We start from the raw sequence: 22,611 nt of genomic DNA, 5'->3' as shown, positions 1-22,611 counted from the left end.
CGCCGCGTCCTCCCCTCCGCGTCCGACCGTGGCCGTCGTCGGCGCGGGCGCGGCAGGCGCCCTCGTCGCCGTCCAACTGTGCGAAGCGGCGGCCCGGCGCCGTACCCCGCTCGATCTGGTCCTCGTCGACCCCTCGCCGGAGGCCGGTCGGGGCATCGCGTACGCCACCGCGGTCCCCGAGCACCGGCTCAACGTGCCCGTGGGCGGCATGAGCTGTTATCCGGACGACCCGGGCCACTTCCGGCGCTGGCTCTGCCGGCACGGCGAACCCACCGTCACCGCGGCGGACTTCGCCCCCCGGTACCGCTACGGCTCGTATCTCGCCGACACGCTCGGGCGCGCCATCATCAGGGCGCACGGCACGGTCTCCGTGCGGCGGCTGCGCACCAGGGCGACGGGGTGCACCGACGCGGCCGGTGGGCGGCTGGAGCTCCGGCTCGCCGACGGCGGCACGGTGACGGCGGACAGCGTGGTCCTTGCCACCGGGCCCGCGGCGGGCCGGGCGGCTTGGGCCCCGGCCGAGCTCGTCGCCTCCGAGCGGTTCATCGCCCGTCCCTGGGCGCCGGGGGCACTCGACGCCGTGGGCGGGTCGGACGACGTCCTCCTCGTCGGCACGGGTCTCACCGCCGTCGATCTCGCGCTCGTCCTTGACCGTCCCGGCCGTACGGTGCACGCCGTGTCCCGGAGTGGGCTGCTCCCCCAGCCCCACGCGGTCGCCCCGCTGCCCCCCGTGGCGCCGCCGCCGGGCCTTGTCGGTCTTCCGTTCCACCGCCTCCGCAGGGAGCTGACGCGGCACTTCGCCGCCACGCGCCGCGTCCACGGCGACTGGCGGCCCGCACTCGACGGGCTGCGGCCCGAGATCGTACGGCTCTGGGAGGGGCTCACCGACGAGGAGCGGGCGGAGTTCCTCGGCCGCGACGCCACCCCGTGGAACGTGCACCGGCACCGGATGGCGCCGTCCACCGCCGAGACGGTCGACCGGGCGCGCGCCGCCCGCAGGCTCCGCGTCCACTCGGGCCGGGTCGCCACGGTGGCGCCCGGAGGGGACGGTGGCCTCGTCGTCTCCCTCGCCGACGGCGGTGTCCTGCGCGTGGCCTGGGTGGTGGACTGTACGGGGCCCGGGCTGCGGGCCGACGCCGGCGGTGACCCGTTGTGGAGCGGGCTGCTGGCCGACGGCCTCGCCGTACCCGGGCCGCTGGGCATCGGTGTGTCCACCGACGGGGGCCGGCTGGTCGCCGCCACGGGCCATCGCGAGAGGCCGCTCTTCACGCTGGGCGCGCCTCGCCGCGGCGAGTTGTGGGAGACGACCGCGATCCCCGAGATCCGGAGCCAGGCCAAGGAGGTCGCCGAGGCCGTTCTCGCTCCGCTCGCCGGCACCGCCCGGTCGGTTCGCCGTCGGCCCACCGACCAGTTCGGACTGCCGCTGTCCACCCATGCGGCAGCCGCCGCGTCGTTCCGCTGTGGGCTCGGCCGAGTGATCACCGTACGGGCGAAGGCAGCCGAGGCGTTCGCGCGGGCCACCGAACTGGACCCCGGGTTCGCCCTCGGGCATGCCGCGCTCGCCCTGCTCGGTCACGAGTGCGGAGCGGACGTCGACGTCGAGCGGGAGCTCGCGGACGCCCAGCGCAGTGTGCGGGAACGCGGGGACGAGCGGGAGCGGTCGTTCGTCGACGTCGCCACGCGACGCGTCATGGCGCACGAGGCCCGGAAAGGCGGTGCGGGCACTGGTCTCGGAACCGGCAACGGTGACGCAGCGCTCTTGGAGCACCTCGGCCGTTTCCCCGCCGACGCGTTCGCGCTCGGCATCGCGGTCCCCACGATCGCCTTCTCCGGCGTCACGGACCTCGACGGCACCCTCGCCCTGGACTTGGTGGAGCGGACCGCCTCGGCCTACGAAGGGCACTGGTTCCACACCTCTCTGCTCTCCTTCGTCCGGCAGGAGCAGGGGCGGATCGAGGAGGCCGGAGAGCTCGCCCGGGCGGCACTGGGCGCGGAGCCCGCCTCCGGCCACGCCGTGCACGCCCTCACCCATGTCCACTACGAGTCCGGTGAGCACCGCGTCGGCCGGGACTGGCTCGACGGCTGGATCGGCGGCCAGGGGCGAAGGGCCGTGCACCGGGCGCACTTCTCCTGGCACGTGGCGCTCCACGAACTGGCCCTCGACGACACCGCGGCCGTGCGCCGCCGGTGGTTCGCCCAGCTCGCCCCGGGCCAGGTGAACGGGGTACGGGCGCTCGTCGACTCCGGATCGCTGCTGTGGCGGGCCCGCATGTCCCGGAACTGGACCGGCCGCGTCCCCGTCGACGGCGTGCTCGACGCGGTCGCCCGCGATCTGCTCGAACGCCCCGCGACCGCGTTCACGGCCCTGCACAGCGCCGTCGCGCTCACCGCCGCGGGCGACCTCCCCGCGCTCCGCCGCCTGCGCACCCACGCGGCCGGCGCGGACCCGGTGCAGAGGGAGGTCATCGTCCCGCTGTGCGGGGCGCTGGAGGCGGTTCTGGAGGAGGAGTGGGCCACGGCGGTACGGGACCTTTCGGGACTGCTGCCCTCGCTGCACCGCGTGGGGGGCAGCGCTGCACAGCGCGAGGTCGTCGAGGAGACCCTGCTGTACGCGCTGGTGGAGGCGGGTCACAGCGACACCGCCCGCCACCTCCTCGAACAGCGCCTCGATCGCCGGGCGTCGCCGCTCGACAGCCGGAGGCTGGCCGGGCTCCGCGGCTGACGGAGGGCGGCACGGGCCGACCACCTTGATCCGGGAGGTCGGGTGGGGTCGACGCAGCCGTTGTTCGCGGATGCCGGGATCGACCTTCGCCTGTTCTCCGCGCCGGCCACCGGGGTATGGGCGGGTGCGCGGATCTTCAGCGCCGTGCGCTCCCTGATGGTGCACGGGACGGAAGCTGTTCGGCGCGGCCTCTAGGCAGGACGTCAGGCTGAGGCCGCTGTCGTCGCGGGCACTGCCGCGCCACGGACCTGGTTGATCCGGGGCTGGCTTCCACCGGACCTCCGACCGTTTCGGCCCGCACTCAACGGTGCTCGGGGTTCTCGAAGTCGAACCGGCAGCCGGCGTCCCACTCGGAGCGCTGGTTTCCGTGGGCGGGGATGCCACCGGCGTCCTTGAGCATCCTCGCCAGGTGGAGCTGGTTCCAGGTCATGAAGGTCGCGTTGCGGTTCGTGAAGTCGTTGTCCGGCCCGCCGGAGCCGGGGTCGAGGTACGACGGGCCCGGGCCGGCCTCGCCGACCCAGCCCGCGTCCGCCTGCGGCGGAATGACGTATCCGAGGTGCTGGAGGCTGTAGAGGACGTTCATCGCGCAGTGCTTGGCGCCGTCCTCGTTGCCGGTGATCAGACAGCCTCCCACGCGACCGTAGTAGGCGTACTGGCCGCGCTCGTTGAGGATCGACGAGCAGGCGTACAGACGCTCGATCACCTTCTTCATGACCGAGGAGTTGTCTCCCAGCCACACAGGCCCCGCTAGGGTCAGGATGTCGGCGGCCATCACCTGCGAGTAGATCACGGGCCACTCGTCCGTCTCCCACCCGTGCTCCGTCATGTCCGGCCAGACACCGGTCGCGATGTCGATGTCCACCGCCCTGAGCACCTCGACCTGCACGCCCTGGCGCTCCATGATCCCGGTGCTGATGTCGATCAGCCCCTGAGTGTGGCTGCGCTCCGGCGATCGCTTGAGGGTGCAGTTGATCACCAGGGCGCGGAGATCACGGTAGGACGTGCCGGTGTCGGTCATCGATGCGTCCCCTTGCGGACGAGTGGGTGGTCGGGCGGCGCAACACCCGGCTGCCGACGTCGAGAGGGCCCAGGCTTGGTCCGGCCGAAAATCCCGTCTACTGTCTCGCCTCGTCGAGCGGAATGATCGAACGCCGCGCCAACGGTCACGGAGTCGGCCACCCGATCACCCGCATGGCCCCGCACGGATGACATGTATCGCCGAATCGGATCGGCCCGCGCAGCACGAGGATGTCGGCGGCCCCCGTCGGGAACCACCCCGGCCTGCGGGTCCGCCAGGCCCCCGGACCACTCGTGGCGGCCGAGCGCGTGACTCAGGTCCCTGGATCCCCAGGGCCGCCGTCGGGCAGTGGACGGGCCGATACGCCGGGCGCGTGTTCCTGGTGGCCGCCGGAGGCGATGATCCGGACCTCGTCACGATCGCTGATCTCCGCGCGGATGATGCCGGACGCGTCGGTGTAGACGGGATGCCCCCCGGACCCCGTGGACCCGGTGCGCTGCACCACCACGACGTCCAGGGCCGCGCCCGTGGCATCGGAGAACACCAGCTCGTACCTGAGTGTGTCCATCTGCCCGATATTACGCCGGTCAGCGGGGCACGGCGTCGGCCAGCACGGCCAGCGCGGCACCGAGGGCCGCCGCACCCGGGCCCGCCGGGCCGCCCGGCTCGCTCATGTAGAGATCACGGCGGATCTCGACCATCAGCGCGGTCACCCGTGGATCGCGGCGGTAGTGGCGCAGCGGCACGTACGTCCCGGCGAACGGCGTGTCCGTCGCGACGCCGCCGAACCCGCCGAACGCCTCCCGCGCCGCTTCCAGGAGGGCCGGCGGCGTGTGGAACGGGTCCGTGCCGAGGCAGACCGGCGGGCGCGGGCCGTCACCGTGCAGCTCGTACGGCAGCGGCTCCGTCGGGTACGAGTGGACGTCGACGATCACCGCCCGGCCCGTCGCCGCCAGCCGCCCGGCCACCGCCTCGGTCATGGCCTCGGCGTACGGCGTGAAGTACCGGTCGAGCAGCGGCGCCGGGTCGAAACCGGCGGGCCGCAGCCCGGCGCGATGGGTGGTGCTCGTGTACACCGCGCCCATCCCGACGGCGAGCATCTCCTCGCGCTCGTCGGGGAACCGCTCGGGATCGACGACCAGCCGGGACAGCCGGTTGACGAACCGCCAGGGGGTCGTGGCCGCCGCCGAGGCGGCCCCGGCGGCGATCTCCGCCGTGTGGGAGTCGGTGATGTGGGCCAGTTCGGCCGCGAGTTCCCCGTCGTCGAGCAGGATGCCCTCGCGCACGTCCGGGGGCACCACGGACGAGGAGTGCGGCACGTGCAGGAGCACGGGGGAGTCCGGGGCGCCGGCGAGGAGTTCGAAGGAGTCGGAGATCATCGGCCCAGCCTCGCACGGACCGGCCCCCGCCGGGTGCGATCCGCCGCCACCCCGCCGACATCGCGTCCACCGGCCGACTCCACGTCCACGTGCCGACATCATGTGCCCTCGCCGACACCGCGTCCACGCGTCGACACCGCGTCCACCGGCCGATGCCACGTCCCCTCGCCGACGCCACCTCCACCGGGCGACACGCCGTCCCCTCGCCGAACCCACCTCCATCCGCCGCCCCGGGCCGTCGCGACCCCGCCCCGTGACCGGTCGCCACCCCCACCGGGTCCGCCGTGAAGCCGCTGGTTAGAGTGGTGCGAGGCAGCGCCGCCGCACCAGGAGCAGGCGCACAGCAGGGCCGACTGTCGACCACAGGGTCCCGTACGACGCCCCGACCCTGTCTCGTCCCGGCCCACGGCCGCCTGCCCCGGAAACGCCGCATCACATGAGTACCGACGCCGCCCTGCGCCCCGACACCGCCGGCTCCACCGACTCCGGGACCCCCGGGAGTCCCCGCCGGCCGAGGATGTCCGGCCGGGCTCCGGCCCGCCCGGCTCCGGTGGCGGCCTTCCACAGTGTCAGCGCGGCGACGGCCGCCCTCCTCGGTCTCGTCGCGATCGGCGCCCTGATCCACGAACCCGTGCTGATACCGCCGCTGGCCGCCAGCGCGGCCCTGGTGCACTGCGCTCCCGCCCTGCCCCTCGCCCAGCCCCGCAGCGTGATCGTCGGCCATCTCCTCGGCGCCGCCGCCGGGTACGCGGTCGCGGCGGCCGCCGGCGGGAGCGCGTGGGCGGCCGCCGTCGCCGCCGGTGTGACGCTCGCCCTGACGACACTCGCCAGGACCCCGCACTCCCCGGCCTGCGCGACCTCCGTCGTCATCGTGCTCCAGGCGCCCGCGCCGGCCCGCTTCGTCCCGCTGCTCTTCGGGGCCACGGTCCTGCTCGTCCTGACCGCGTACTGCGCCTCCCGCATCCGCCGCCGGGCCCCGAGGTACCCCGCCTACTGGTGGTGAACAGCGCCCCGCGCCCCGCGTGAGCGGCCGTACGCCCTCCCCGCCGCGAGTGAGCGGGCGCCCGCGGCCGGTGCGCCCCGGGGCACCGCACGCCCGGGCGCCGTTCCCGTAGGTGATCGGGTCACGTTCCGGTGGGTTCCGGACGGAAAACCCGGGGATGCCCCGAACCGTCCCCGAGCGGGGCTCCCAGGGGCGTATTCCCTTTCTTGGCCGGTGCCCGAACGTGCATCGGCGCAGTGAGGGGAGAGAACCGCATGCCGTCCTCCTTGCCGTATCTCCGGCAGGACTTCGCCGCGTCCGTCGTCGTCTTCCTCGTGGCCCTGCCGCTCTGCATCGGAGTGGCCGTCGCCTCCGGCGTCCCCGCCGAACTCGGCCTCATCACCGGCATCGTCGGCGGGGTCGTCACCGGCCTGATGCGGGGCAGCAGCCTCCAGGTCTCCGGACCGGCCGCCGGGCTCACCGTGCTCGTCTTCGAGGCGGTCCGGGCGTTCGGGCTGCCCGCGCTGGGCGTCGCCGTGCTCCTCGCGGGCCTGCTCCAGGTCGTGGTCGGCCTGCTGAAATGGGGCCGCTGGTTCCGGGCCATCTCCGTCTCCGTCGTCGAGGGCATGCTCGCGGGGATCGGCCTGGTCATCGTGGCCGGTCAGCTCTACGCCGCCGCCGGCATCAGCGCCCCCGCATCGGGCCCGGCCCGGCTCGCCGGACTGCCCGCCGCCCTCGGGCGGGCGCTGACCGGCGCCGCCACCCTGGTGCCGCTCGCCGTCGCGGCCGGCACGGTCCTCGTGATCGTGGGATGGCGGCACGCCCCCCGGCGGGTGCGGGCGGTTCCCGGCGCGCTCGTCGCGGTCCTGCTCGCGGCCCTCGCCACCGCCCTGTTCGACCTGCCGGTGACGACCGTCCGGGTGAGCGGCGTGCTGGACGCGGTCCGGATGCCCGGACCGGACGCCTTCGCCGCCCTCACCGACATCGCCCTGCTCGGCACCGTCCTCGCCTTCGCGCTGATCGCCTCCGCCGAGTCGCTGTTCGGCGCGGCCGCGGTGGACCGGCTGCACGACGGACCCCGCACCGACTACGACAAGGAGCTGGTCGCCCAGGGGTTCGGCAACACGGTCTGCGGCCTGCTCGGCGCGCTGCCCATGACCGCCGTGATCGTCCGCAGCTCGGCCAACGTGCGGGCGGGGGCCAGGACGAAGGCGTCCCGGGTGCTCCACGGGGTGTGGCTGCTGCTCTTCGCCGCCCTCCTCCCCGCCACCCTGGCGTACGTGCCGCTCGCCGCGCTCGCGGGCATCCTGATCCACGCCGGCTGGAAGCTGATCCCCTTCCGGGCCGTGGCCGCCCTCTGGCGCGGCCACCGGGGCGAGGCGCTCGTGCTCGTCGTGACGGCTTTCGCCATCGTCGCCGTCAGCATGCTCGAAGGGGTCCTGATCGGCCTCGCCGTCTCCGTCGCCAAGGCCGCCTGGGACGTCTCGCACCTCCGCGTGGAGCGCACCGACGACGAACCCGGCCCGGTCCGGGTGAGCCTGACGGGGAACGCCAACTTCCTGCGGCTGCCGAAGATCCTCGACGCGCTCGAATCCCTGCCCGGCGACCGGGCGGTCGAACTGGACCTGTCCCGGCTCCACCACCTGGACCACGCCTGCCGTTCGGCCCTCGACACATGGGCCGAGCGGCACCGGACGGCCGGCCACGGCTCCGTCCTCCTGCACGGCCCGCCCGGGCACCTCCCCGGCCGGCCGGCCGACGGCGAACCCGCCCCGGCGGCCACCTGATCCGACGCTCCGGCGGCGACCTGATGCGACGCCCCGGCGGCCACCCGATCCGGGCGGCGCATCACCTCCTCGGCGGGGCGCCGCGGCTCCGGTCCGCGCTCACCGGTCGAACGACACCGCCGCGTGGATGGTCTTGCCCGCCGGATGGGCGTCCACGGTCACCTCGCGGCACAACCGCAGCACGATCGGCCAGCCGTACCCGCCGGGGCGCAGGTCGTCACGGAGCTCGTAGAGCGGGGACCGGCCGCTGGCGTCGGCCACCGAGACGGTGACGCGGTCGCCCCCGACGGTGATCCCGAAGCCGGTGACGCCGCCTCCGTGGCGGAGCGCGTTCGTGACCAGTTCCGAGGTGACGAGGAGCAGGTCGTCGACCTGGGCGGGCCGCAGGGGGCCGAGGGCCGCGAGGGTGTGGCGGACCAGTTGCCGCGCGTGGGCCGGCGTGCGGACCGGCGGCAGTCCGCCGCTCCCGGCGTCGCGGGGGACCGCCTCCGCCGACGTACGGGACCGGGGGTCGCTCCGGGTGTTCATCGCGAGTCCCTTTCTTCCTGATGCGTCCAAGGGTGACGGGATGCGCATGCCCGGTCGTCCCGGAGTGATGCCTTCCACCGGTGGGGAAGGGGACGTGTACTCCGCCGGGTCGGGGGTACGAGGGCCCCGACCGCCGAACGGACCGCGATCAGGAGGAGGTTGTCCCCGTGCGGACCGAGATGGCCGAGGCGACGACGACGTACGTGACGAACGGTACGCGTGAGGACCTGCCCGTTCTCGAGACCCCAAAGGACGTCGCGCCCCGGGACGCGCGCGCCCTGACCAGGGTGTTCCTGCGCGAGCTGGCGGCACGGGAGGAGGGGACGGAGGGTCACCAGTACGCCAGGAACACGCTGATCGAGATGAACATGACGCTCGTGCGGTACGTGGCCGGCAGGTTCCGGGCGCGGGCCGACGAGATGGAGGACATCGTCCAGGTCGGCATGATCGGCCTGATCAAGGCGATCGACCGCTTCGACCTGTCGCGCGAGGTGGAGTTCACCACCTTCGCCGTGCCGTACATCCAGGGCGAGATCAAGCGGTTCTTCCGCGACACCACCTGGGCGGTGCACGTCCCGCGCCGGCTCCAGGAGGCGCGGGTGGAGCTCGCGAAGGCGACCGACGAACTGAGCTCGCGGCTCGGGCGGACGCCCCGGGTCGCGGAGCTGGCTCCCCACATGGAGCTCTCCGAGGACGAGGTGGTCGAGGCCCAGCTGGCCGCGAACGGCTACAACTCGACGTCCCTGGACGCCGCCGTCGGCGGCCGCGAAGGCGAGGACGACGACGCGGCGCTCGCCGACCTCATCGGCGAGGAGGACCCGGCCCTCGAACTCTTCGAGGACTTCCACACCCTCGCGCCGCTCGTGGTGGCCCTGGAGGAGCGCGACCGGCTGCTGCTGCACCTGCGCTTCGTCGAGGAACTGACCCAGGCACAGATCGGCGAACGCCTCGGCGTCTCGCAGATGCACGTCTCACGGCTCCTGGCCCGCAGCCTGAACCGGCTGCGGGAGGGCATGGTGGAGACGGCGAACGACCGCTGAACGGGGTGCGCCCCGGGGAGCCGGGGCGCACCCCGCTCAGCGGACGGCGCCGAGGAACGCGCGGGTGCGTTCGTGGGCGGGGGAGTCCAGCAGCTCGGCCGCCGGGCCCGACTCGACGATCCGGCCGCGGTCGAACATCAGGATCCGGTCCGAGACGTCCCGCGCGAAGCCCATCTCGTGGGTCACGCAGAGCAGCGTGATGTCCGTGTCCCGGGCGACGTCCCGCAGCACGTCGAGGACCTCGGCCACCAGCTCCGGATCGAGCGCGGACGTCACCTCGTCGAGGAGCAGGATCCCGGGCCGCATGGCCAGCGCGCGGGCGATGGCGACACGCTGCTGCTGGCCGCCGGAGAGCCGGGTGGGGCGCGCGTCGACCTTGGCGCCGAGCCCGACCAGGTCCAGCAGGTCGCGGGCCGTGCGGTCCGCCGCCTCCCGGCTCTCGCCGAGGACGTGCACGGGCGCCTCGACGACGTTCTCCAGCACGCTCATGTGGGGGAAGAGGTTGAACTGCTGGAAGACCATGCCGATCCGGCGGCGCCGCTCCGCGAGACGGCGTTCGCTCGCGGGCACCAGCGACCCCGGCGTCCTGCCCGGCATGTGGGAGAACGGCTCGCCGTCCAGGTGGATGACCCCGTCGGTCACCCGCTCCAGCGTCATGAGCAGCCGGAGGATGGTGGTCTTGCCGGAGCCGCTCGGCCCGATCAGCGTCACCCGTTCCCCGCGCGCGACCTCCAGGTCGAGCGCGTCGAGCACGGTCTGGTCCCCGTAGCGCTTGGTGACCCGGTCGAACCGGACCGCCGGCGGACCACCCGCCCGCGCCTCCTTCGGAGGCGGCTTCACCATCGGATCCTCAGTGGGCAAGGTGTGCCTCCAGTCGTCGTACCAGCAGGGACGTCGGCCAGCTCGCGAGCAGGAACACTGCGCCGGCCAGGGTGAAACTCTCCAGGTAGGCGAAGTGCGTACTGCCGAACGTGTTCGCCTCGTGGACCATCTCGTGCACGGTGATCACCGACAGCAGGGGAGTCTCCTTGAACAGCGAGACCGCGTAGTTCCCGAGCGGCGGCAGCACGTTGCGGACGGCCTGCGGCAGCACCACCGCCCGCCACACCCGGAAGCGCGGCAGCGACAGCGCCGTGCACGCCTCCCACTGCCCCCGCGGGACGGCGTCGATGCCCGTGCGGTAGACCTCCGAGAGGTAGGTGGCGTAGTGGACGCCGAGGACCAGCACGCCGAGCGCGAGCGCGTCGAGCGCGGGGATCAGCACCCAGGCCGCGAACAGCTGCACCAGCAGCGGGGTCGAGCGGACGAACCCGGCCGCCCCGCGCACCGGCACGGCCACCCACCGGGGGCCGGCCCGCTGGACCACGGCCAGGGCGAGTCCGAGGATCGCCGCGACGGCGAAGCCCAGCACGGTCGCCAGCAGCGTGACACCGAACCCCGCGAGGACCGCGGGCAGCGCGGCTCCGGCCGCCTCTCCGTCCCACATCACGCACCGCCTTCCTGCCCGAGCCGGGCCTTCGCCGCCCGCTCCAGGGCGTTCATCAAGAGCCCCAGCACGGCGGCCATGCCGCAGTAGAGCCCCAGGAGCAGCAGGTACGAGGCGGCCGTCGAGCCCGTCGCGGAGCGCACCTGGTCGACCTGGAAGGTGATGTCGGGGACCGTGACCAGGGAGAGCAGCGGTGTCGCCTTCAGGAGCTGGACGAGCAGGTTCTTGAACGGCGCGACCATCAGGGCGTGCGCCTGCGGCAGGACGACCCGCCGCAGCCGCAGACCCGGCCCCATGGACAGCGCGATCGCCGCCTCGGTCTGGGCGCGGGGCACGGCCGCCACCGCGCCCCGCACCACCTCGGCGCCGTACGCCCCGTAGTTGAGACCGAGCGCGAGCACACCGCAGGCCAGCGGTTCGAGCCGGAAGCCGAGCATCGGCAGCGCGAAGAACAGCCAGAACAGCTGCACGTACAGCGAGGTGCCCCGGAAGAACTCCACGACGAGCCGCGCCCCGCCGCGAACCGGCAGCCGCGGCGACCGGGACAGCAGCCCGAGGACGTAGGCGAGGAGCAGGGCGAGGGCGGCGCCGAGGACCGTGGCCTCCGCCGTGACGAGCAGCCCGTCGGCGAGCCGGGGCAGCGCGCCGCGGAGCTCGGGCAGGAAGTCAGCCATGTCGGCCGCCCCTCACCCGGCGCACAGGTCGGCGGTCCGCAGGGTGCGGGGCGGCACCTCGCGGTCGGTGAAGCCGTAGCGGCCGACGAGTTCCACGAACCGGTCGGGCGCGCCGGTGATCCGGAGCAGCTCGCGGTTGAACGCGTCCCGCAGCCCGGTCGCCCCCGACCGGAACACGGCGCCGCCGGCGCCGAGCTGCCGCACGCCGCCGACCACGGGGACGAACGGCTCGGTCACCTCCACGGCGGCGTCCCGGTTCGTCCGCGCCAGCCAGCGCAGGGAGATGGCGGTCAGCGCGAAGGCGTCGATCCGGCCGGCGAGCAGGGCGTCGAGGCCGTCCTGCTGCCGGGCCAGCGTCTTCACCGCATCGTCCGGGACGCCCGCCGCCTTCGCGTACGACGCCTCGACCGCGGCGGTCAGCACCCCGACGGTGGCGCCCGTCGCCGCGCAGGACGCCAGGTCGCCGACCCCCTTCGGGTTGCCCGCGCGGACCATGAGGGCGGTGGGGGAGACGAACTCCGGCTCGGAGAACAGCACCTTGGCGCACCGCTCCGGCGTGATCGACATGCCCGCGCTCACCACGTCGAACCGGCCGGCGAGCAGTCCGGGGATCAGTGCGCCGAACTCCGTGAGCGTCGACCGCAGTTCGCGCACGCCCAGCGCCGTGAAGATCTCGCGGTGGAGGGTCGGTGCCTCACCGGCGAGCTCGCCGCCGTCCTGGAAGCCGTACGGCGCTTCGCCGGCGAACCCGACGCGCACGAAGCCCTGCCGCCGCAGCTCGGCGAGCAGACCGCCGTCGTCCCGGGGTGCGCCCGTGCCGGGCTGGGTGCGGGTGCACGCGGCCAGCGGCCCGGCCGTCACGGCGAGGCCGGCGAGGAGTGACGCGCGGGTGAGGAACCGGCGGCGGCCGGGGTCCGCGCCACCGGTCACGGCCGGTCCCCGGGGCGGGCGGCGATGAACGAGGGGCGCCTGACGGGGGCGGCGAACGGCAGCTCCGGCGGGTTCTCGACGCTGTTGAAGACGAGGAACACGTTGCTCCGCGGGTACGGCGTGATGTTGTCGCCCGAGCCGTGCAGGGCGTTGCAGTCGAACCAGGTGGCGGATCCGGCCGGGCCCGTGAAGTGGCGGATCCCGCAGGCGTCGGCGAACGTCGTCAGCGCTGCGTCGGACGGTGTCCCGGCGTCCTGCATCCGCAGCGACTCGCGGTAGTTGTCCGCCGGTGTCGCGCCGGCGCAGCCCAGGAAGGTGCGGTGCGAGCCCGGCATGATCATGAGGCTGCCGTTGGTCGTGTGGTTGGGCGTGAGGGCGAGGGACACCGAGACGGTCCGCATCTGCGGCAGGCCGTCCTCGGCGTGCCAGGTCTCGAAGTCCGAGTGCCAGTAGAAGCCACTGGCGCCGAAGCCGGGCTTGACGTTGATCCGTGACTGGTGGACGTAGACGTCGGAGCCGAGGATCTGGCGGGCGCGGCCCACCACCCGCGGATCGGCCGCGAGCCGGGCGAAGACCTCGCTGATCCGGTGCACCTCGAAGACGGAGCGGATCTCCTGGGAGCGGGGCTCGACGATCGCCCGCTCGTCCGTCCGCAGGGCGGGGTCGGCGACGAGCCGGTCCAGCTCGGTCCGGAGTTCGTCGACCTCGGCGGGGGTGACGAGTTCGTCGACCGTGACGAACCCGTCGCGGTCGTACTCCTCCAGTTCGCGGGCCCAGAACGGGCCGGGGGTGCCGGGCTCGGACCACACGGCGGGGTCCTTGCGCCCGATGAGCACCTCCTCGGCGCCACGGGTGGGGTAGAGGTCGACGGGACGGGTGGGAGCGGAGGTCATGGGGCGGGGTGCCTTCCTTTCGCGTACGGGCTCGTCGGGGGTTCGGGCCGGGCCGGGTGCGTGGTCCCGGGGACGGCCCGGTCCCGGGGTCTCAGCCCTGGCCGGGTTCGGTGAGGAGGGGGTAGACGCCGTTCTCGTCGTGGTCCTCACGGCCGGTGACGGGCGGGTTGAAGACGCACAGGCAGCGGAAGTCCCGCTTGACCTTGAGGCTGTGGCGCTCGTGACGGTCGAGCAGGTACGTCGTTCCGGGCACGATCGTGTACGTCCGGCCCGTCTCGTGGTCGGTGAGTTCGGCCTCGCCGGCGGTGCAGACGACGGCCTCGACGTGGTGTGCGTACCACATGGAGGTCTCGGTGCCGGCGTACAGCACGGTCTCGTGGAGGGAGAAGCCGACCCGCTCGCGGGCCAGCACGACGCGCTTGCTCTCCCAGGTCCCGGACGCGGCCCGGACGTGCCGCTCGGTGTTCTCCAGCTCGTCGAAGGTACGGACGATCATCGGTGGTGGGCCTTTCCTTGGCGGGGTGATCAGGCGGCGAGGCGGTCGGCGGTGTGGCGTACCGCGCGGGCCAGGACGCGCAGGCCCTCGTCGAGCTCGTCGTCCGTCGCGGTCAGCGGCGGCAGCAGTTTGACCACCTCGCCGCGCGGCCCGGAGGTCTCCAGGAGCAGCCCGAGTTCGAAGGCCCGCCGGCAGACCGCCGCGGCGCGCTCGCCGTCGGCGAACTCCAGGCCCCAGACCAGGCCGCGCCCTCGGACCGCCAGCCCCGCGCGCCCGTCGGGGCCGCAGAGGTCCAGGAGGGCGTCCTCCACCCGGCCGGCCCGGCCGAGGGTGCGCTCGCGCAGGGCGCCGTCGCGCCAGTACGCGTCCAGGGCGGCCGTGGCGGTGACGAAGGCGGGGTTGTTGCCGCGGAAGGTGCCGTTGTGCTCACCCGGTTCCCACACGTCGAGCTCCGGCCGGAAGAGGCAGAGGGCGAGGGGCAGGCCGTAGCCGCTGATGGACTTGGAGAGGGTGACGATGTCGGGCGTGATGCCCGCGTCCTCGAAGGAGAAGAAGTCGCCGGTGCGCCCGCAGCCCATCTGGACGTCGTCCACGACGAGGAGCATGTCGTGCCGGCGGCAGAGCTCGGACAGTGCCCGCAGCCATTCGGCGCGGGCGACGTTGACGCCGCCCTCGCCCTGCACCGTCTCGACGATCACGGCCGCGGGATGGTCGAGGCCGGAGCCGGGGTCGCCGAGCAGGCGCTCGAACCAGAGGAAGTCCGGCACCCGGCCGCCGAGGTAGTGGTCGAAGGGCATCGGGGTGGCGTGGTTGAGGGGCACACCCGCTCCGGCGCGCTTGGCGGCGTTGCCCGTGACGGCGAGCGAGCCGAGCGACATCCCGTGGAAGGCGTTGGTGAACGAGACCACCGTCTCCCGCCCGGTGACCTTCCGGGCGAGCTTCAGGGCGGCCTCCACCGCGTTGGTGCCGGTGGGCCCGGGGAACATCACCTTGTAGGGCAGGGCGCGGGGCTCCAGGACCACCGAGCGGAAGGTCTCCAGGAAGTCCCGTTTGGCCGTCGTCGACATGTCGAGGCCGTGGGTGACACCGTCGGCGGCGAGGTAGTCGAGCAGGGCGCGCTTGAGCACCGGAGCGTTGTGGCCGTAGTTCAGCGAGCCCGCGCCGGCGAAGAAGTCGAGGTACGACCGCCCCTGCTCGTCGTACAGCCTGCTGCCGGTGGCGCGCTCGAAGACGACCGGCCAGGCGTGGCAGTAGCTGCGGACCTCCGATTCGACGGTCTCGAAGACGGAGGGGGCGATGTCGGTGAGGGTCACGGAGTGTCTTCTCCAGGTGTGGTTCGGGCGTGGTGGCGGAACGGCTCAGGAAGCGGGGGAGCCGAGCGGGCCGATGCGGTACAGCACCTCGGACTCGTGGCCCGCGGTGGGGAACGCGGCCGACGGGAAGAGGACCTCCTGGGTGAGGTCCGCCCCGTGCCGGCGCGCGTAGGACCGGAAGAGCCGGTCGGACGCCAGGTTCCCCGGCGTGACGGTCGCCTCGATCCGGCCGAGTCCGTGCTCGGCGGCCACGCGGTCGGAGAGGGCGTCGAGCAGGGTCCCGGCTACCCCGGTTCCGCGGTGCGAACCCTGCACGGCGACCTGCCAGACGAAGAGCGTTCCCGGCGCGTCGGGGCGCAGGTAGCCGGTGGCGAAGCCGACCGGTCGTCCGGAGGCGTCACGGGCGACGGCGGTCGTGTCGGCGAAGTCGCGGCACCACAGCAGATAGCTGTACGGCGAGTTGAGGTCGAGTTCCCCCGAGCCGCGTGCGATGCGCCAGAGCTCGGCACCGTCCGTGGTGCGGGCCGGGCCGACGGAGACGCCGTCGACCGGGGAGGTCAGAGGTGCAGTGGTCATGGGCGCCGAAACTACCGAGCGACTGCCGGAACTTCCTGGTCCGGAGGGGTTGTTCGAGTTGTTCGGGCGTGATAGATGCGGCGATGGTCCCCGAGCGGGAAATCGGCTTCCGGGTGCCGGGCGAACTGGCACGGAAGAGGGCGAAATCCCCGTTTATCACGGGTGGGTAACGTCTGGGGCACGGCCGGGTCGGTTTCTCAAGAGCGTGAGAAAATCCGGCACTTCGCGTTTGAAGGTGCCGGAAGCGGTCAGGCGTACGGGTCGGCTGGGTCGGCCCCCCGAGGGGGCTCCGGTCGGTGCCGTGCGCGCTGGTCGGACCGCGCGGTCTACCAGATCGCCTCGATCCACTCCGGGTGGTCGATGAACGGGTTCCGGTTGCCCTGGTAGGTGTTGAAGATGATGTCGTTGCGGCGCTCTTCGAAGGCGCTCGGCGGGTCCTGCTCGTTCCACTGCTTCAGGACCGAGAGGCGGCCGTGGAGGGGGACGCTGCCGTTGGTCGTCGAGTCGTTGGGCTCCAGGTCCGCCCAGGCGTCGTCGCCCTCGTAGCGGACGGCCATGTAGAGGATCATGCGGGCCACGTCGCCCTTGTCGGCGTCGCGCGGCTCGAAGGAGTTGCTGTCCGTGTAGCTGCCGGGCGCGCCGCTGACCGCGCTGCCGCCGTTGTCGAAGTCCTTGTTGCCGCGGATGCTGTTGACCTGGACGTCCGCCGCACGCAGGTGGTGCAGGTCGGTGCCGGGGCCGGCCGAGGTGCCGAAGTTGCCGTGGGACTGGGCCCAGGTGTGCTCGCGGTTCCAGTTGCCCACGGCGCCGCCGTTGAGGGACTTGCTGCGGGAGGTGCCGCTGTAGAGCAGGATCACGTTGGCGGTGTTGTTCGGGTCCTGGTCGGTGTTCTTCAGGGCGTTCCACACCGCGTCGTACGAGATCTTGGTCTGGCTGCTGATGATCGTGTGCAGCGAGGACTTCAGGCTCGTGCCGGTCTTGCCGACCGCGTTCTTGTAGTACGTGCTGTCGTACGCCGTGGTCGTGGCGCTCGCGGGGGTCGCGGTGACCGTCGGAAGGGTGAGGGTGACGAGGACGGCGGATATGGCCGCGGCCCACGCCTTTCCTCGGCTGATCCGTACAGCGGACATGGGGGTGCCCTTTCCCGGAGGGTGACACGCGTAGAAGCGCGGCTGCGGCTCGACGGTGCCGCGATCTACGCGTGTTGATGGGTGGTTGCCGGGAGCGTGGCACAGCGGAGGGGGTGGTCGTGTAACCGGGAGGAGGCTTTTCCGTGACGTTCTCGCATACGACGGAACCGCTGACGGTTCCTCAACTCGATGTCGTAGGGAATGTCTTGAGAGTGCTAAGCACCCCGAACATCCACGGGCATCCCCTTCGGCTCCTTGATCCGCTTCATGATGATCTGCGAGTTGACCTCGGTGACCCCGGCCAGCGTCGTCAGCCGCTCGATCCAGAGCCGCTCGTACGCCGCGAGGTCGGCCACCGCGATCCGCAGCAGGCAGCCGGGGCTCCCGAACAGCCGGTACGCCTCGATGACGTCCGGCACGTCCTGGAGGGCCTCCTCGAATGCCTCCACGGTCTCCCGGTCCCGCCGGACCTCCACCGACACCAGCACCTCGAAGCCCCGCCCCACCGCCTCCGGGTCGATGATCGCCCGGTAGCCCTGGATCACCCCGTCCTGCTCCAGCTGGCGCACCCGGCGCAGACAGGGGGAGGCGCTGAGCCCGACCCGCTGGGCCAGCTCCTGGTTGCTCAGCCGCCCGTCGTTCTGGAGCTCGCGCAAGATGTGGAGATCGATTCGGTCCATGACGCAATTATCCACCACGATGAAACGTTGATGCGGTCAATTTCGCAATCGTCTTGCGCATCTCCTGTCCTATCGTTGCGGGGCAGGGCGAAATCGGTACGGAGTAAGGACGGCAGCCATGAAGCGGACGAACGACGGCGGGACGCGCCGGATCGTCGTCATCAGCACCGGCGGCACGATCGCCAGCCGCTGGCAGGGCACCGGCTACGCCGCCGACGCCTCGGGCGACGACGTCCTGGCCACCGCGCCCCTGCCCGAAGGCGTCACCGTCGAGGTCGTCGACCTCTTCAACGTCAACAGCTCGCGGATGACCGCCGCCCACCAGCTCGCCCTGCTCCGGACCGTCCAGGAGACGTTCGCCGACCCCGGCGTCGACGGCATCGTGGTCACCCACGGCACCGACACCCTGGAGGAGACGGCCTTCCTCCTGGACCTCCACCACGCCGACGCCCGCCCGGTGGTCCTCACCGGCGCCCAGCGCCCCTTCGGCACCGGCGACGGCGACGGCCCGGGCAACCTCTACGACGCGCTCCAGGTCGCCGCCACCGTCCGCGAGCTGGGCGTCCTCGTCGTCTTCGACGGCCGCGTCCACGCCGCCCGCGGCACGGTCAAGACCCAGACCCTCGCCGCCGACGCCTTCTCCGACCCCTCCGCCGAGCGCCTCGGCCGCGTCGGCTTCTCCCGCGTCGACATCGAGCGCCAGCCGGAGCGCCCCGCGCCGCTGCCGCTCCCCGCCGCCGCGCGGACCGCGACCCCCGGAGCCACCGGCCCCGAGGCCACCCCGCTGCCCCGGGTCGACATCGTGACCCACCACTCCGACGGCGACCCGTTCCTCTTCAACGCGGCCGTGGCCGCCGGTGCCCGCGGCATCGTCCTGGAGGCGACCGGTGCGGGCAATGCCACGCCCGAGATCGCCGCCGCGGTCGCGGACGCGGTCGCCCAGGGTGTCCTCGTCGCCGTCAGCACCCGCGTCCCGGCCGGACCGCTCGCCGAGATCTACACGGGCGGCGGCGCGGTCGACCTCGTCGCCTCCGGCGCACTGCTCACCGGCACGCTCCGGGCCGCCCAGGCCCGCATCACCGTCCTCGCCACGCTCCTCGCCGACGGCGGCACCGGCGACCCCGCCCGCAGCACCGCCCTGCTGCGCCGGCTCCTGGACGGCCCGGTCCGCGCGGAGCCCGCCCTCGCCACCGGCGGCTCCCGGTCGGCCTCGGCCGTCGCCGCCCGCGCCTGACGCGGCGCACCCCAGAACCCCGGCTCGCGGGCGGCGCCCCCTCGCCCGCCCGCGAGCCGGAGTCCAGCCCCCGCGGTCACCTCAGGGGCCGTAGGGGCGGCCGCCCCGCCCCTGGGGCCGTCGCCCTGCACCCCCGGGCCGTCGCCCGGCCCCACCGCCGGAGCCGCCTCCGCAGTCGTACACACCCCGCCCGGCTGAGCCCCTCGCCCCCGGGATGGCCCGCGCCCGCCCGGTACGACGCTCCCGTCCCGTGCGACGCCCCCGCGCCCCGTGCGACGCCCCCGTGGCCCCGTACGCCGGCCTCGCGCCGTCCGCGCCCACGAGCGCCCGCGCCGCGCCGCGCCGTGCCGTGCCCTCGACGGCGCGCACCCCCTCCCCGTACCTCTCCTCCCGCACCCACCTCCCCGCAGCACACAAGGACGGCATCCATGGTTCCCGCACCGGCCCCGCACGACGCACCCACCCGCCGCGAGCACGACCTGCTCGGCGACCGGGACGTCCCCGCCGACGCCTACTGGGGCGTCCACACCCTGCGTGCCACCGAGAACTTCGCCATCACCGGCACCCCGATCTCCGTCTACCCCCTGCTGATCGACGCGCTGGCCGCCGTCAAGGAGGCCGCCGCCCGCGCCAACGAGGAGCTGGGCCTGCTCCCCGCCGACAAGGCCGACGCCATCGCCGGGGCCTGCCGGGAGATCCGCGGCGGAAACCTCCACGACCAGTTCGTCGTGGACGTCGTGCAGGGGGGCGCGGGCACCTCCACCAACATGAACGCCAACGAGGTCGTCGCCAACCGGGCCCTGGAGCTCCTCGGCCACACCAAGGGCGACTACGCCCGCCTCCACCCCAACGAGGACGTCAACCTCGGCCAGTCCACCAACGACGTCTACCCGACCGCGATCCGCATCGCCGCGATCGGCGCGGCCCGCGAGCTCCTGAAGGCCATGGCCGTCCTCCAGGACGCCTTCGCCGCCAAGGCCCTGGAATTCCGCGACGTGGTCAAGATGGGCCGCACCCAGCTCCAGGACGCGGTGCCGATGACACTGGGCCAGGAGTTCTCCACGTACGCCGTGATGCTGGAGGAGGACCGCGGCCGGCTCGCCGAGGCGATCGAGCTCATCCACGAGATCAACCTCGGCGCCACCGCCATCGGCACCGGCCTCAACGCCGCCCCCGGCTACGCCGAGACGGCCCGCCGCCACCTCGCCGGGCTGACCGGCCTGCCGCTCGTGACCTCCGCCAACCTGATCGAGGCGACCCAGGACTGCGGCGCCTTCGTCCAGCTCTCCGGCGTCCTCAAGCGGATCGCGGTCAAGCTCTCCAAGACCTGCAACGACCTGCGGCTGCTCTCCTCCGGGCCGCGGGCCGGCCTCAACGAGATCAACCTGCCGCCGGTCCAGGCCGGTTCCAGCATCATGCCCGGCAAGGTCAACCCCGTGATCCCCGAGGTCGTCAACCAGGTCGCCTTCGAGGTGATCGGCAACGACATCACCATCACCATGGCCGCCGAGGGGGGACAGCTCCAGCTCAACGCCTTCGAGCCGGTCATCTTCCACGCCCTGTCCAAGAGCATCCTCTCGCTCCGCGCCGCCTGCCTGACCCTCGCGGAGCGCTGCGTCACCGGCATCACGGCCAACACCGAGGCCCTCCGCGCGGCCGTGGAGAACTCCATCGGCCTCGCCACCGCCCTCAACCCGCATCTCGGCTACACCGCCGCCACCGCCATCGCCCAGGAGGCGCTCGCCACCGGCCGCGGCGTCGTCGAACTCACCCTGGAGAAGGGCCTGCTGCCCGCCCACCGCCTCGCCGAGCTGCTCACCCCGGAGCGCCTCACCGGCGCCCCCGGCCCGTCGCTCGCCTGACCATTTCGCCCCGCGCTCCTCGCGGGTGACGGGCCCCGCGCCCGTCACCCGCCAGGAGCCGCCGCATGCCGCGTACATAGCAGAGGCGATCAAGAGGGCGTGTCCGGCCGGAAGTTACCCGGCAGTTTCTCGTGACTTCCTCGGCGGCCAGTCGTAGAACGTGTTCCCATTCACTCGCGAGTGAGGAAGATCACATGAGTGAACACCCCCGGTCCGTCCAGGGAGATCACCGCTTCAGCCGCCGCGGATTTCTCGCGGGAACAGGTTCTGTTCTCGGCGCCGCCGCCCTGGCCGGCACGATCACGACACCCGCCCGCGCCGAGGTCCCCGGCCTGAACTGCACCCCCATCGCCGACGGCTCCCAGGTGCGCGCCCTCGTCATCGGCACCGGCTACGGCGGCTCCGTCACCGCCCTGCGGCTCGCCCGGGCGGGCGTGGACGTCCACATGATCGAGATGGGCCTGGCCTGGGACAGCCCGGGCCCCGACGGCAAGATCTTCGCCAACACGACCACTCCGGACTACCGCTCCTTCTGGCTGCGCACCCGGACCAAGCAGCCGCTGAACCAGTTCCTCGGCTTCCCGCTCGACAAGGACGTGCCCCTCCACACCGGCATCCTCGACGCCGAGGACTTCGCCGGCATCACCGTCTATCAGGGGCGCGGCGTCGGCGGAGGCTCCCTCGTCAACGGCGGCATGGCCGTCACCCCGCTCCGGGAGCGCTTCCCGGCGATCCTCCCGACCGTGGACCCGGCCGAGATGTACGCCACCTACTACCCGCGCGCCAACGCGGGCCTGGGCGTCACCTCGGTGGACGTCAACTGGTGGGAGAACGCGGACTGCTACCAGTACGCCCGCGTCGGCCGCAAGCACGCCCAGCGCTCCGGCTTCCCCTTCGTCTTCGTGCCCAACGTCTACGACTGGGACTACATGAAGCAGGAGGCCGCCGGGTCCGTCCAGAAGTCCGCCCTGGCGGGCGAGGTCATCTACGGCAACAACGTCGGCAAGAAGAGCCTCCAGAAGACCTACCTCGCGCAGGCCGCCGCCACCGGCCGGGTCAACGTCTCCCCGCTCCACCGGGTGACCTCCGTCAGCCCGGCCGCAGCCGGCGGCTACACCGTCGTCATCGACCAGATCGACACCACCGGCGCCACCCTCGTCACCAAGACCGTCCGCGCCGACCGGGTCTTCTTCGCCGCCGGCAGTGTCGGCACCAGCAAGCTCCTCACCCGCCTCAAGGCGACCGGCGCCCTGCCGTCGCTCAACGAGCACATCGGCAAGGGCTGGGGCGACAACGGCAACGTCATGTGCGGCCGCGCCAACCACATGTGGGACCCCACCGGGAAGCTGCAGTCCTCCATGCCCACCGCGGGCATCGACAACTGGGACGCCGGCGGCGCCTTCGCCGAGGTCGCCCCGCTGCCCACCGGCATCGAGACCTACGCCTCCTTCTACCTCTCCATCACCCGTACCCCGCGCCGGGCGGAGTTCTCCTGGAACCCGTCCACCGGCAAGGTCGACCTGAGCTGGGACCGGGCCTGGAAGCAGACGTCCATCGACATGGCCAAGTCCATCTTCGACAAGATCAACAGCAAGGAGGGGACGATCTACCGGACCGACCTCTTCGGCGCCTACAAGATCTGGGGCGACCACCTCACCTACCACCCGCTCGGCGGTGCCGTCCTCGACCGGGCCACGGACAACCACGGGCGTCTGCACGGCTACCAGGGGCTCTACGTCATGGACGGCTCCCTCATCCCCGGGAACACCAGCGTCAACCCCTTCGTCACCATCACCGCCCTCGCCGAGCGCAACATCGAGCACATCATCGCCGAGGACTTCTGAGACCGCGGGCACGCGAAGGGCCGGCCGGTTCTCGAAC

At 72.9% G+C, this 22,611-nt stretch carries 21 protein-coding genes; 7 read left to right on the top strand and 14 right to left on the bottom strand.

Annotation, left to right across the window (positions count from 1 at the left end; all coding sequences use genetic code 11):
* Positions 1-28 precede the first annotated feature (28 nt).
* On the top strand, positions 29-2,722 hold the full coding sequence (locus tag ACFVZH_RS17410; RefSeq protein ID WP_384898123.1) for an FAD/NAD(P)-binding protein: 2,694 nt from the start codon (positions 29-31) through the stop codon (positions 2,720-2,722).
* 301 nt (positions 2,723-3,023) lie between these two features.
* Here the strand turns inward: ACFVZH_RS17410 and ACFVZH_RS17405 are convergent, their stop codons facing one another.
* From ACFVZH_RS17405 to ACFVZH_RS17395, 3 genes are all read right to left on the bottom strand, one after another.
* Positions 3,024-3,740 carry a flavodoxin family protein gene (locus ACFVZH_RS17405; RefSeq protein ID WP_384898121.1) on the bottom strand — a complete coding sequence of 239 codons (717 nt, stop codon included), beginning with the start codon at positions 3,738-3,740 and terminating at the stop codon, positions 3,024-3,026.
* Between the two features lie 313 nt (positions 3,741-4,053).
* A complete protein-coding gene (locus ACFVZH_RS17400; protein WP_384898119.1) occupies positions 4,054-4,308 on the bottom strand; it encodes a DUF6296 family protein in 255 nt (84 codons plus the stop codon).
* A 19-nt stretch (positions 4,309-4,327) separates the two neighbouring features.
* On the bottom strand, positions 4,328-5,119 hold the full coding sequence (locus tag ACFVZH_RS17395; protein WP_384898117.1) for an N-formylglutamate amidohydrolase: 792 nt from the start codon (positions 5,117-5,119) through the stop codon (positions 4,328-4,330).
* Positions 5,120-5,555: 436 nt separating this feature from the next.
* On the opposite strand from ACFVZH_RS17395, the gene ACFVZH_RS17390 reads away from it, so the two are divergent.
* Both ACFVZH_RS17390 and ACFVZH_RS17385 read left to right on the top strand, forming a co-directional pair.
* Positions 5,556-6,122 (top strand): HPP family protein, encoded by a 567-nt coding sequence (locus tag ACFVZH_RS17390; protein ID WP_384898115.1) that lies wholly within the window; start codon positions 5,556-5,558, stop codon positions 6,120-6,122.
* Positions 6,123-6,376: 254 nt separating this feature from the next.
* The gene (locus tag ACFVZH_RS17385; RefSeq protein WP_384898113.1) at positions 6,377-7,888 is read left to right on the top strand and encodes a SulP family inorganic anion transporter; all 1,512 of its coding nucleotides are present in this window, start codon (positions 6,377-6,379) and stop codon (positions 7,886-7,888) included.
* Positions 7,889-7,987: 99 nt separating this feature from the next.
* Here the strand turns inward: ACFVZH_RS17385 and ACFVZH_RS17380 are convergent, their stop codons facing one another.
* Positions 7,988-8,416, bottom strand: coding sequence for an ATP-binding protein (locus ACFVZH_RS17380; RefSeq protein ID WP_384898109.1), 429 nt, complete (start codon positions 8,414-8,416; stop codon positions 7,988-7,990).
* Between the two features lie 179 nt (positions 8,417-8,595).
* On the opposite strand from ACFVZH_RS17380, the gene ACFVZH_RS17375 reads away from it, so the two are divergent.
* Positions 8,596-9,456, top strand: coding sequence for an RNA polymerase sigma factor SigF (locus ACFVZH_RS17375; RefSeq protein WP_384898349.1), 861 nt, complete (start codon positions 8,596-8,598; stop codon positions 9,454-9,456).
* Between the two features lie 36 nt (positions 9,457-9,492).
* Here ACFVZH_RS17375 and ehuA read toward each other — a convergent pair whose 3' ends face one another.
* The 10 genes from ehuA to ACFVZH_RS17325 all read right to left on the bottom strand — a co-directional run bounded on the left by ehuA (position 9,493) and on the right by ACFVZH_RS17325 (position 17,634).
* On the bottom strand, positions 9,493-10,299 hold the full coding sequence (gene ehuA / locus ACFVZH_RS17370) for an ectoine/hydroxyectoine ABC transporter ATP-binding protein EhuA (RefSeq protein ID WP_384898348.1): 807 nt from the start codon (positions 10,297-10,299) through the stop codon (positions 9,493-9,495).
* A gap of 7 nt (positions 10,300-10,306) precedes the next feature.
* The gene (gene ehuD, locus ACFVZH_RS17365; protein ID WP_384898347.1) at positions 10,307-10,942 is read right to left on the bottom strand and encodes an ectoine/hydroxyectoine ABC transporter permease subunit EhuD; all 636 of its coding nucleotides are present in this window, start codon (positions 10,940-10,942) and stop codon (positions 10,307-10,309) included.
* Complete coding sequence (gene ehuC, locus ACFVZH_RS17360; protein ID WP_384898108.1) at positions 10,942-11,616, bottom strand: ectoine/hydroxyectoine ABC transporter permease subunit EhuC; 675 nt, start codon at positions 11,614-11,616, stop codon at positions 10,942-10,944. The genes ehuD and ehuC overlap by 1 nt, the downstream gene beginning before the upstream one ends.
* A 12-nt stretch (positions 11,617-11,628) precedes the next feature.
* On the bottom strand, positions 11,629-12,546 hold the full coding sequence (gene ehuB / locus ACFVZH_RS17355) for an ectoine/hydroxyectoine ABC transporter substrate-binding protein EhuB (RefSeq protein WP_384898106.1): 918 nt from the start codon (positions 12,544-12,546) through the stop codon (positions 11,629-11,631).
* The gene (thpD, locus tag ACFVZH_RS17350) at positions 12,543-13,439 is read right to left on the bottom strand and encodes an ectoine hydroxylase (protein ID WP_384898105.1); all 897 of its coding nucleotides are present in this window, start codon (positions 13,437-13,439) and stop codon (positions 12,543-12,545) included. Before thpD ends, ehuB begins: the two co-directional genes overlap by 4 nt.
* Before the next feature lie 91 nt (positions 13,440-13,530).
* Complete coding sequence (locus tag ACFVZH_RS17345; RefSeq protein WP_384898103.1) at positions 13,531-13,935, bottom strand: ectoine synthase; 405 nt, start codon at positions 13,933-13,935, stop codon at positions 13,531-13,533.
* Positions 13,936-13,964: 29 nt separating this feature from the next.
* Positions 13,965-15,248 carry a diaminobutyrate--2-oxoglutarate transaminase gene (ectB, locus tag ACFVZH_RS17340; protein WP_384898101.1) on the bottom strand — a complete coding sequence of 428 codons (1,284 nt, stop codon included), beginning with the start codon at positions 15,246-15,248 and terminating at the stop codon, positions 13,965-13,967.
* A 45-nt stretch (positions 15,249-15,293) separates the two neighbouring features.
* Positions 15,294-15,824 (bottom strand): diaminobutyrate acetyltransferase, encoded by a 531-nt coding sequence (gene ectA / locus ACFVZH_RS17335; RefSeq protein ID WP_384898099.1) that lies wholly within the window; start codon positions 15,822-15,824, stop codon positions 15,294-15,296.
* Between the two features lie 326 nt (positions 15,825-16,150).
* On the bottom strand, positions 16,151-16,954 hold the full coding sequence (locus ACFVZH_RS17330; protein WP_384898097.1) for an endonuclease I family protein: 804 nt from the start codon (positions 16,952-16,954) through the stop codon (positions 16,151-16,153).
* 215 nt (positions 16,955-17,169) lie between these two features.
* Positions 17,170-17,634 (bottom strand): Lrp/AsnC family transcriptional regulator, encoded by a 465-nt coding sequence (locus tag ACFVZH_RS17325; protein ID WP_384898095.1) that lies wholly within the window; start codon positions 17,632-17,634, stop codon positions 17,170-17,172.
* 118 nt (positions 17,635-17,752) lie between these two features.
* On the opposite strand from ACFVZH_RS17325, the gene ACFVZH_RS17320 reads away from it, so the two are divergent.
* The 3 genes from ACFVZH_RS17320 to ACFVZH_RS17310 all read left to right on the top strand — a co-directional run bounded on the left by ACFVZH_RS17320 (position 17,753) and on the right by ACFVZH_RS17310 (position 22,574).
* A complete protein-coding gene (locus tag ACFVZH_RS17320) occupies positions 17,753-18,868 on the top strand; it encodes an asparaginase (protein WP_384898093.1) in 1,116 nt (371 codons plus the stop codon).
* Positions 18,869-19,296: 428 nt separating this feature from the next.
* Positions 19,297-20,730: an aspartate ammonia-lyase gene (locus ACFVZH_RS17315; RefSeq protein ID WP_384898091.1), complete on the top strand. Its 1,434-nt coding sequence runs from the start codon at positions 19,297-19,299 to the stop codon at positions 20,728-20,730.
* A gap of 194 nt (positions 20,731-20,924) precedes the next feature.
* Entirely contained in the window at positions 20,925-22,574 is a 1,650-nt protein-coding gene (locus ACFVZH_RS17310) for a GMC oxidoreductase (protein WP_384898089.1), read from the top strand.
* Positions 22,575-22,611: the final 37 nt, after the last annotated feature.

The sequence above is a fragment of the Streptomyces sp. NPDC059534 genome, assembly GCF_042743475.1.
Lineage (GTDB): Bacteria > Actinomycetota > Actinomycetes > Streptomycetales > Streptomycetaceae > Streptomyces.
Note: the sequence above shows the minus strand (reverse complement) of the source record. Positions and strands in the feature narration are given on the sequence as shown.

Excerpts from the sequence above, each read along its gene's own strand:
- ACFVZH_RS17405 (WP_384898121.1), bottom strand. The coding sequence starts at position 3,740 with ATGACCGACACCGGCACGTCCTACCGTGATCTCCGCGCCCTGGTGATC.
- ACFVZH_RS17400 (WP_384898119.1), bottom strand. The coding sequence starts at position 4,308 with ATGGACACACTCAGGTACGAGCTGGTGTTCTCCGATGCCACGGGCGCG.
- ACFVZH_RS17395 (WP_384898117.1), bottom strand. The coding sequence starts at position 5,119 with ATGATCTCCGACTCCTTCGAACTCCTCGCCGGCGCCCCGGACTCCCCC.
- ACFVZH_RS17390 (WP_384898115.1), top strand. The coding sequence starts at position 5,556 with ATGAGTACCGACGCCGCCCTGCGCCCCGACACCGCCGGCTCCACCGAC.
- ACFVZH_RS17385 (WP_384898113.1), top strand. The coding sequence starts at position 6,377 with ATGCCGTCCTCCTTGCCGTATCTCCGGCAGGACTTCGCCGCGTCCGTC.
- ACFVZH_RS17380 (WP_384898109.1), bottom strand. The coding sequence starts at position 8,416 with ATGAACACCCGGAGCGACCCCCGGTCCCGTACGTCGGCGGAGGCGGTC.
- ACFVZH_RS17375 (WP_384898349.1), top strand. The coding sequence starts at position 8,596 with ATGGCCGAGGCGACGACGACGTACGTGACGAACGGTACGCGTGAGGAC.
- ehuA (WP_384898348.1), bottom strand. The coding sequence starts at position 10,299 with ATGGTGAAGCCGCCTCCGAAGGAGGCGCGGGCGGGTGGTCCGCCGGCG.
- ehuD (WP_384898347.1), bottom strand. The coding sequence starts at position 10,942 with ATGTGGGACGGAGAGGCGGCCGGAGCCGCGCTGCCCGCGGTCCTCGCG.
- ehuC (WP_384898108.1), bottom strand. The coding sequence starts at position 11,616 with ATGGCTGACTTCCTGCCCGAGCTCCGCGGCGCGCTGCCCCGGCTCGCC.
- thpD (WP_384898105.1), bottom strand. The coding sequence starts at position 13,439 with ATGACCTCCGCTCCCACCCGTCCCGTCGACCTCTACCCCACCCGTGGC.
- ACFVZH_RS17345 (WP_384898103.1), bottom strand. The coding sequence starts at position 13,935 with ATGATCGTCCGTACCTTCGACGAGCTGGAGAACACCGAGCGGCACGTC.
- ectA (WP_384898099.1), bottom strand. The coding sequence starts at position 15,824 with ATGACCACTGCACCTCTGACCTCCCCGGTCGACGGCGTCTCCGTCGGC.
- ACFVZH_RS17330 (WP_384898097.1), bottom strand. The coding sequence starts at position 16,954 with ATGTCCGCTGTACGGATCAGCCGAGGAAAGGCGTGGGCCGCGGCCATA.
- ACFVZH_RS17325 (WP_384898095.1), bottom strand. The coding sequence starts at position 17,634 with ATGGACCGAATCGATCTCCACATCTTGCGCGAGCTCCAGAACGACGGG.
- ACFVZH_RS17320 (WP_384898093.1), top strand. The coding sequence starts at position 17,753 with ATGAAGCGGACGAACGACGGCGGGACGCGCCGGATCGTCGTCATCAGC.
- ACFVZH_RS17315 (WP_384898091.1), top strand. The coding sequence starts at position 19,297 with ATGGTTCCCGCACCGGCCCCGCACGACGCACCCACCCGCCGCGAGCAC.
- ACFVZH_RS17310 (WP_384898089.1), top strand. The coding sequence starts at position 20,925 with ATGAGTGAACACCCCCGGTCCGTCCAGGGAGATCACCGCTTCAGCCGC.